Source organism: uncultured Porphyromonas sp., from assembly GCF_938046015.1.
Classification (GTDB): domain Bacteria; phylum Bacteroidota; class Bacteroidia; order Bacteroidales; family Porphyromonadaceae; genus Porphyromonas.
On the sequence record NZ_CALIXW010000003.1, the window covers coordinates 34,579 to 43,733 of the forward strand.

General features: G+C 60.9%; 7 protein-coding genes. All 7 read left to right on the forward strand.

The genetic code is table 11. The annotated features are described in order from the left end of the window. Nucleotides 1-536 precede the first annotated feature (536 nt). The 7 genes from Q0248_RS00260 to dgt all read left to right on the forward strand — a co-directional run bounded on the left by Q0248_RS00260 (nucleotide 537) and on the right by dgt (nucleotide 8,837). The gene (locus Q0248_RS00260; protein ID WP_299318407.1) at nucleotides 537-938 is read left to right on the forward strand and encodes a patatin-like phospholipase family protein; all 402 of its coding nucleotides are present in this window, start codon (nucleotides 537-539) and stop codon (nucleotides 936-938) included. A 115-nt stretch (nucleotides 939-1,053) separates the two neighbouring features. Beyond that, nucleotides 1,054-1,743 carry a hypothetical protein gene (locus Q0248_RS00265; RefSeq protein ID WP_299318410.1) on the forward strand — a complete coding sequence of 230 codons (690 nt, stop codon included), beginning with the start codon at nucleotides 1,054-1,056 and terminating at the stop codon, nucleotides 1,741-1,743. 435 nt (nucleotides 1,744-2,178) lie between these two features. Continuing rightward, on the forward strand, nucleotides 2,179-2,649 hold the full coding sequence (rimP, locus tag Q0248_RS00270; RefSeq protein WP_299318412.1) for a ribosome assembly cofactor RimP: 471 nt from the start codon (nucleotides 2,179-2,181) through the stop codon (nucleotides 2,647-2,649). 46 nt (nucleotides 2,650-2,695) lie between these two features. Next, a complete protein-coding gene (gene nusA, locus Q0248_RS00275; RefSeq protein ID WP_299318413.1) occupies nucleotides 2,696-3,994 on the forward strand; it encodes a transcription termination factor NusA in 1,299 nt (432 codons plus the stop codon). 127 nt (nucleotides 3,995-4,121) lie between these two features. After that, nucleotides 4,122-7,160, forward strand: a complete 3,039-nt coding sequence (infB, locus tag Q0248_RS00280; RefSeq protein ID WP_299318415.1) for a translation initiation factor IF-2 — start codon at nucleotides 4,122-4,124, stop codon at nucleotides 7,158-7,160. Nucleotides 7,161-7,274: 114 nt separating this feature from the next. Continuing rightward, the gene (locus Q0248_RS00285) at nucleotides 7,275-7,478 is read left to right on the forward strand and encodes a hypothetical protein (RefSeq protein ID WP_299318418.1); all 204 of its coding nucleotides are present in this window, start codon (nucleotides 7,275-7,277) and stop codon (nucleotides 7,476-7,478) included. Nucleotides 7,479-7,496: 18 nt separating this feature from the next. Beyond that, nucleotides 7,497-8,837 (forward strand): dGTP triphosphohydrolase, encoded by a 1,341-nt coding sequence (dgt, locus tag Q0248_RS00290; protein ID WP_299318420.1) that lies wholly within the window; start codon nucleotides 7,497-7,499, stop codon nucleotides 8,835-8,837. The last annotated feature ends 318 nt before the right edge of the window (nucleotides 8,838-9,155 follow it).

Below are 9,155 nucleotides of genomic sequence, written 5' to 3' on the forward strand. Positions count from 1 at the left end.
AATCACAGCGTAGCTCCCTTGGTGCCCACTAATGAAACGCGCACGCGAGCGGGGTCGCTGAATTCCCAGCCTCGGTATATGCCTCTGTCTTAGCTGCTCCGCCAGCTCGTCGGCTCGCCGCTCCCGTGAGGTGTAGACAAGGGGAGGAAGGCGGCTGCCGAGACCCGGGCGGCGCTCAGAGGCTAGGGGGAGGGGCTCTGAGGGATATCAGTGGGCGTGCTGAGGGACGCCCATCAGGCCTCTGAAGGATATCGGTCAGTGAGGCCAGGGGTATCCCTCACGGAGGTGGGGCAGGACTGTCGCCTCGCTACACCTCTTCCCACCGAGAGCTGGCGGGCTTAGCGAGCCTTATCGGGACTAAGGAAAGAGCTCCCCCGAGGGCCTCGGAGCGCCTTCGCGTGGAGGGGGCGACGGCGCTCCGAAACGCCCCTCGCGGTAAAGTAGAAATAATGTAGTATGTTTGTGTTAGCCAAGACTAAGTTCTTCGTACATAATTTCTTCACCTTGCATCGCATCACCTTCATTATTGCCAGACCATGAGCATCGCAGGAAAGAAAGTAGGGGTGGCCTTATCCGGAGGAGGCTATAGAGCGGCAGCCTATCATATTGGTACGCTGCGCGCCCTGCATCGCCTCGGACTACTAGACAAGGTAGACGTACTCTCTTCGGTCTCCGGAGGATCGATCACAGCGGCCTACTACGCGCTGCACAAGGACGACTACGAGGACTTCGAGCGGAGCTTCATCAAGGGACTCTCACGGGGCGTCTTGTGGTCCTCCTTCCTCTATCTCGGCGGCGTCGGGCTTGTGCTGCTGGTGCTCTCTGGGGTGCTGGGCTACCTGGCGGCCTTCCTCGTGGGGCATTCCGCTTGGCTCACCGAGCTCCAGCTGCGCCTCTACATGCCCATGCTGCTGACCCAGTCCGCCGCGCAACCCTAAGCCCTAGACGGCTTCCCCGCCCCTAAACCCTGTAGATCCCCCTCCTGCCTCGGCGTAGTCCGAGCGCTAGTCGTAGAGAGGCTGCAGCCTTGGTACAGCAGAAGTAAGCTAAACAATGGTAATCAAGAGACTTCTTATCAAGCTAAGCCTAGAGCAGAGCAAAACCCCGCACCCGCACTTTGCGTACGAGTTCTATCTCAAGAGTAGGCACCTCTTCAACTTCATCGAGCGTACCTGCCTCAGCAAGCTCAAGCAGCGGGCGGACTATGACACCATCTGTATCGACGCTCGGTATGGCTTTGACGCTCCATATATGGAGCGAAGCGCAGAGCTTGTTTATCCTGGCGTCCTTATGATCGTCTTGCCCTTTGACCTTGCGGGCTACCAGAGCTTGACGACGATGGGAGACTACTATGACTTCATAGAGCGCATACTCGTGGAGGGCTTCGCGATCGCTGGTGATCGCTTCGCACTGCCACAGCATGAGGTGCTGGAGAGCTTCCGTCAGTTTCGCTCGGAGGGCTGCGAGAACACGTGGAGTATCTTGAGTAAGGTCATAGATAAGGAGCGGAAGCTCAAGGTGCAGCTACGTGGACGATTGACTGCTGATAGCTTCAGCCTCGAGTATTCGCTCCTTCAGGGCAAGGCCTTGGTGGATGCCCAGGTCGTGTGTGTTGGGGAGCCTGACGAACTGGTCTTCGCCAAGATCGTCCAGGCGCTTTACGTAGACCAAGGAGAACTCGTCATTCAGGGCAAGCGCGGGGTACTCAAGCGCCTACCTTTGCCCGCAAGCGAACGATCGTAACCAAGCTGTGGAGACTTGGCCATTAGACTAGGCTAGCCTCGCTGGCCTCACCGTGAGGGATATCCCTCAGCCTCGCGACTGCCGTCCCTCAGCTCCGTGATGGGCGTCCCTCAGCACGCTGACTGATATCCCTCACGGAGGCTCCGCCTAAAGCAGCGCTTCGCTGGGGCTTAGCACAGCCCTCGTCGTACGTAGAGGGAGCTTGGTGAGGAGAGGTATTTGAGGCTGGACTTGGGGTGCTTATTCGGGGAGATCGCGAAGGGGGAATAGGCTGTCCTATAGCAGACCTTTGGCTATGCGACTAATTTGTGCTACCTTTGTAGTGTAAGATACAGAACGAGAGAGCGGAGGAGGCAAAGAGCTTCCTCCGCCTCATTTTATAAAGCTCCCTCATGCGCTGAGCGCAGGGGTGGAGCAAGCAAAGAAAGCAAAGGAATGATCGCAAAGAGCCTCATCGAGCAGCTGGTCACGGACTTCTGTGCCAGTGAGCATCCCGACTATTACATCGTAGACGTAGCCGTCCACCCCGGCAATAGGATTGTCGTCGAGCTGGGCGCAGACGAAGGCATCAGCATTGATGTCTGCGTGGTGCTGACCAAGCATATCGAGGCGCACCTAGACCGTGAGGTCGAGGACTTCGAGCTCGAGGTCGGTTCGGCGGGGCTTACCAGCCCCTTCAAGGTGCTTCGTCAGTACGAGGGGGCCATAGGAGAGGAGCTGGAGGTGCTGCGTAAGGGTGGCGTGAAGGAGAAGGGGCTGCTGACGGCGGCCACGGCCGAGGCCATCACCCTCACGGTTGTACGCATGGTGCGCCCCGAGGGGGCTAAGCGCAAGCAGGCCGTAGAGGAGGCGCTCGTCATCCCTATGGAGGAGGTGCTGCAGGCCAAGCGTATCCTGAAGTTCTAGCCCACCAATCAAGCAAGTGAACATACAACAATAATAAAGCCCAACAATGGCAAAGAAAAAAGAACAAGCTAATCTCATCGACGCCCTCTCGGAGTATAAGGAGGAGAAGAATATAGACAAGAACACCACCATCAAGGTGCTGGAGGACTCCCTTCGCAATGTCCTGTCCAAGATGTTCGGCTCGGATGACACCTTCTCTGTCATCATCAACCTGGAGAAGAAGGGGGACTTCGAGATCTGGCGTACCCGTCGCGTCGTCGCTGACGGTGAGGTCGAGGATCCCGTCCGTCAGGTCGCGCTCAGCGAGGCACAGGCCGTAGACCCCGACATCGACCTAGGGGAGGACTTCGTCGACGAGGTGGATTTCAAGAGCTTCGGCCGTCGTGCGGTGATCAACCTCCGCCAGGCGCTCTCGAGCAAGATGCTGGACCTGCAGAAGGAGAACTTCTACCACAACTTTGCTGGCCGCGTCGGCGAGCTCGTCACGGCCGAGGTCTACCAGGTGTGGAAGCGTGAGGCGCTGCTCGTCGACGACGACGGCAACGAGATGCTCATGCCTAAGAGCGAGCAGATCCCAGGCGACTACTTCCGCAAGGGCGAGACCGTACGCGCCGTCATCGAGCGTGTGGAGAATGAGAACGGCAACCCTAAGGTCATCCTCTCCCGCATCAGCCGTCGCTTCCTCGAGCGCCTGCTGGAGCAGAACGTCCCCGAGATCGCCGATGGCCTGATCACCATCAAGGCCGTAGCGCGCATCCCAGGGGAGCGTGCCAAGATCGCCGTCGAGTCCTACGACGATCGTATCGATCCAGTAGGGGCCTGCGTCGGGGTCAACGGCTCCCGTATCCGCGGTATCGTCCGTGAGCTGCGTGGTGAGAACATCGATGTCACCACCTACACGACCAATACGCTGCTCTTCATCCAGCGCGCCCTCAGCCCTGCACGTGCCACCGCCATCACCCTCGATGAGGAGGGCAAGCAGGCCGAGATCTACATGCGCCCCGACCAGGTGCCCCTGGCTATCGGTAAGAATGCAGCCAACCTCAAGCTCGCCTCGCTACTGACGGGCTACCGCATCGAGGTCTTCCGCGACGGGGACGCCGAGGAGGACATCTATCTGGATGAGTTCAGCGACGAGATCGATACGTGGATCCTCGGCCGCTTCAAGGAGAACGACTACACGACGGCCAAGGCCGTGCTCCGTGCTAGCCGTGAGGAGCTGCTCGAGAAGACCGACCTCGAGGAGGAGACGCTGGATCACGTCCTGAGCGTCCTGGCTGCTGAGTTCTCCGAAGAAGAGCTCGCCGAGGAGGCCACCGAAGAGGGAGAGGAAGAAGAGGCCTAGTGCCCATATCGTCATCGTATGCTGCCCTGTCTATTAGCTCCCGTCGCGAGTAGAGACACCCATAGAGAGTAGGGGAGCCGCCCAGTGCAGCCGATGAGTCACCATATAACAAGAGGAATAGATATACATGCCAAAAGAAATTAAGCTCTTCACCCTGGCCAAGAAGCTCAACGTAGGGATAGCCTCCTTCAGGACATCCCTCGAGAAGCGCAATGTGCCAGGCGCCGACAATATCAACCCCAATAGCCGCGTCCCTGTCGATATCGCCCTTCAGCTCATCCAGGAGCATGGCAAGGGGATGAACAAGACGCAGATCGACGAACTGATCACCGAGCTGCAGGGTGGTGCGCCCAAGGCTGAGCCCGCAGCAGCTCCCGCCCCTCAGGCCGAGCAGCCCGCCGCTCCAGCCAAGGAAGAGGCCCCTCAGCCCGCTCCCGAGCCTAGCCGCCGACAGGGTCTCAAGGTCGTCGGTAAGCTGGCTGCCGACGGCTCCATCCAGAAGTCCGAGCCCGCAGCCCCCGCTCCCAAGGTCGAGGCTCCCAAGGCTGAGGCTAAGCCTGAGCCCACCCCCGAGCCTGCCCCTGCTGCTCCCGCTCCTAAAGTGGAGGAAGCACCCAAGGCAGAGCAGCCCAAGGCCGAAGTCAAGCCTGAGCCCGCCCCTCAGCCTGCTCCTGCTGCCCCCGCCGCCAAGGTGGAGGAAGCCCCCAAGGCAGAGCCTAAGCCCGAAGTGAAGCCCGAGCCCGTCGCCGCACAACCCGCTCCTGCTGCTCCTGTCGCTAAGGTAGAGGAAGCGCCTAAGGCGGAGGCGAAGCCCGAGCCCAACCCTGCAGCGCCCGCCGCAGAGCAGCCCGCCGACGAAGTGCCTACCGAGCGTGAGCCCGAGATCTTCCGTCCCTCGACGCCCAGCGCAGGGATCAGCTTCAACGTCGTGGGTAAGATCGACCTCTCCGCGATCAATGACAACACGCGTCCCTCCAAGAAGAGCAAGACCGACAAGAACCGTAAGCGCGCTCGCGTCGGCAAGAATCCCGTCGACGTCAAGGCCGAGGCGGCCAAGGCTGCCGAGCTAAGCGCCAAGACGCAGGGAGCTAAGAAGCCCGCCCAGGGCACCGGTGCTCAGAGTGGTCGCTCCGCAGATCTCAACGGTCGTGGGGCTAATCGTCCAGGTCAGGGTGCTACAGAGCCGAAGCTAGGCCGTAAGGCAAAGCGACAGAACCAGCAGCCCCAGCAGAAGGCACCCGTCACCGATGAGGACGTACAGCGTCAGGTCAAGGAGACGCTGGCACGCCTGCAGGGCAAGAACCAGCAGGGGGCCAAGTCTGCTAAGTACCGCCGTGACAAGCGTGACGCTGCCCGCTCGGCAGCACTGGATGCGCAGGAGCGTAGCCAGGAGGAGAGCATGACGCTCAAGCTCACCGAGTTCGTCACCGTGAGCGACCTGGCGAGCATGATGGACGTCCCCGTGACGCAGGTCATCGGTACCTGCATGAGTATTGGGCTGATGGTCTCTATCAATATGCGTCTCGACGCTGAGACCATCGAGATGGTCGCTGAGGAGTTCGGCTTCAAGACCGACTTCGTCAGTGCCGAGGTCGTCGAGGCCGTCAACCAGGACGACGAGCCCGATAGCGAAGAGGACCTAGTCACGCGTCCGCCGATCGTCACCGTCATGGGACACGTCGACCACGGGAAGACCTCGCTGCTCGACTACCTCCGTAAGACCAACGTCATCGCTGGTGAGGCAGGGGGGATCACGCAGCACATCGGGGCCTATGCCCTCACGCTCGCAGGGGGCAAGCGCATCACCTTCCTCGATACCCCAGGTCACGAGGCCTTCACGGCTATGCGTGCTCGTGGTGCCAAGGTGACCGATATCGCGATCATCATCGTCGCAGCTGATGACGATGTGATGCCTCAGACCAAGGAGGCCATCAACCACGCTGCCGCTGCAGGTGTGCCCATCGTCTTCGCCATCAATAAGGTGGATAAGCCCGCCGCCAACCCCGACCGCATCCGCGAGCAGCTGGCTGCGATGAACTACCTCGTAGAGGAGTGGGGTGGTAAGTACCAGTGCCAGGAGATCTCCGCCAAGCAGGGGCTCAACATCGATGCCCTCTTGGAGAAGGTGCTGCTGGAGGCCGAGCTCCTCGAGCTAAAGGCCAACCCCAAGCGCCGTGCCGTGGGCTCCATCATCGAGTCCTCGCTCGACAAGGGCCGCGGCTACGTAGCCAAGATCCTCGTCCAGAACGGTACGCTCGCTCAGGGCGACGTCGTGCTCGCCGGTACCCACTACGGGCGTGTCAAGGCGATGTTCAACGAGCGTGACCAGAAGGTCATGAAGGCTGGACCCAGCGAACCCGTGCTGATCCTCGGGCTCGATGGAGCACCTACGGCTGGTGAGACCTTCAACGTCATGGAGAGCGAGCAGGAGGCCCGCAGCATCGCCAGCAAGCGCGAGCAGCTCAAGCGCGAGCAGGACAACCGCACCAAGAAGGGCCTTACGCTGGACGAACTGGCACGTCGCCGCGCTCTGGGCAACTTCCAGGAGCTCAACGTCATTATCAAGGGCGACGTGGACGGCTCGATCGAAGCGCTCTCCGACAGCCTCATCCGCCTCTCCACCCAGGAGATCCAGGTCAACGTCATCCACAAGGGCGTCGGTCAGATCTCCGAGAGCGATGTCGTGCTGGCCTCTGCCTCCTCGGCGATCATCCTGGGCTTCCAGGTGCGTCCCAGCCAGGCTGCACGCCGCCTAGCAGACCGCGAGGGCGTCGAGATCCGTACCTACTCCATCATCTACGATACGATCGAGGACATCAAGTCCGCTATGGAGGGGATGCTCTCGCCCGAGATCAAGGAGAACATCGTGGCCAACCTCGAGGTACAGCAGACCTTCAAGATCACCAAGGTCGGTACCATCGCCGGCTGTATGGTCATCGATGGGAAGATCAAGCGCAACAACAAGATTCGCCTCATCCGCGACGGTATCGTCAAGTATGCTGGGGAGCTCGGCTCGCTCAAGCGCTACAAGGACGACGCCAAGGAAGTCGTCATGGGCCAGGAGTGTGGTCTCAATATCGAGGGCTACAACGACATCATGGTCGGCGACATCATCGAGGCCTACGAGGAGATCGAGCTCAAGAAGACGCTCGACAGCATCAGCTAGTCCTCCCCATCTCCCCTATAGTGCTAGAGCCTACGTCTCACGCCGCAGCGAGCTGCGGCCGAGCGTGGGCTCTAGCTCTTTACCCAGTATCCATCATCTCACCCGCTATATACTATGCCTACCCCTAGCCAGCGCCCTCAGCACGATCGCATAGACTCGGCGCTCACCCTCTGGTTCTTCATCCTAGCGGGCGGAGCGCTCGTGGCCTTCTTCCTCTACCGCCATACGCAGCCCTTGCTCTTCCAGTCGCTCGGGACGGCCGCACTGGTCCTGCGCGTCATTTACTACGCCAAGCAGCTCTTCACACGACGCCGCTAGGCGCTCAAACACACGCTTATGCTTTGGGAACAGTTACTCTCCGATCGACGCCTCGGGGCGAGCGCCAGCAGCCGCCCCGCCTCGCGCTCCATCGCCCGCAGCGACTTCGAGCGCGACTATGATCGCCTCGTCTTCTCGCCGCCCTTCCGCCGCCTGCAGAATAAGACCCAGGTCTTCCCCCTCCCGGGCAAGGTCTTCGTACACAACAGACTGACGCATAGCCTCGAGGTTAGTTGCCTGGGGCGCTCCCTCGGTTCGCTGGTCGGCGACTGTCTCGCCGAGCGTCATCCCGAGGCGCGCGAGGTGCCGCTACGCTCGGGGCTAAGCGCCATCGTCAGCGCGGCCTCACTGGCGCACGATATGGGCAATCCGCCCTTTGGACATAGTGGGGAGCGTGCCATCAGCGCCTACTTTACGGAGGGCGCTGGGCGTAGGCTGGAGGATCAGGTGCGTGCCGAGGGTGGGCGCTGGGAGGACTTTGTCCACTTCGAGGGCAATGCCAATACCTTCCGCCTCCTGACGCATCAGTTCCACGGTCGCCGTGAAGGGGGCTTCGCCCTCACCTACAGCACGCTCGCCAGCACGGTGAAGTATCCCTATAGCTCGGAGCAGGCGGGGACGAAGGGTAAGTTCGGCTTCTTCCAGAGCGAGGAGGAGACGATGTGTGAGGTCGCTGGGACGCTGGGCCTCATCCAGCGCTCCAGCGCGCCGCTCAGCTACGTGCGTCATCCGCTGGTCTTCCTCGTGGAGGCGGCCGATGACATCTGCTATCAGATCATGGATATAGAGGATGCGTCGAAGCTCCACCTGCTGCCCTACAGCGAGGCGACGGCGCTACTGGAGGCCTTCTTTACCGATGAGGAGCTCCGAGACGTCCGTTCCGTCTGTCGTACGATAGGGGATGACAATGAGCGCCTCGGCTACCTGAGGAGTAAGGTCATCAACCTGCTGGTCGAGGAGTGTGCTGCGGCCTTCCTCGACTGTGAAGCGGAGCTGCTGGCGGGCACGCTCGCCGAGCCGCTCATCCAGCTCACCTCCCCGCATACGCGCCGTGCCTACGAGGCTTGCTCGGAGGTCGCACGTGCCCGTATCTATCGTGCCCGCGAGGTGGTGGATGTCGAGCTGGCGGGGCATCGCATCTTCTCTGCCCTGCTGGACGAACTGATCAAGGCGATGGAGCAGCCCGACCACCTCTACAGCCGTACGCTCCTGAGCCGCGTCAGCAGCCAGTACGACACGGCGCAGACGACGCTCTACGGCAAGGTGCAGTGTGCGCTGGATTATATCTCGGGTATGACGGACCTCTATGCTCTTGACCTCTATCGTCGCCTCACGGGGATGAATCTCCCCGCTGTCTAGCGCGCTTTCGCTGCGAAGTAAGCTAGTGCTCGGCAAGGCGGGAGTCTTGTCCTACTAGACTATGAGCTTGCTTGCACGGAAGCTGTGGCTCTAGGCCAAGCCCCTGCCAGCAAGCGCTGTACGAAGGCGCGGCGAGCTGATCGCTTAGGGCGAGCTTCGGCAGGGATACCCCTCAGCTCTCTGACAGGTATCCCTCGGCTGAGGGACTGACGTCCCTCAGCCTGCTGATGGATATCCCTCAGGTGCCCTCCTTCGCGGCCCTCGCACTTCGACCACATAATAAAGGCCCTCGCCCCCAGCAGTCACAGCTGCTGGGGG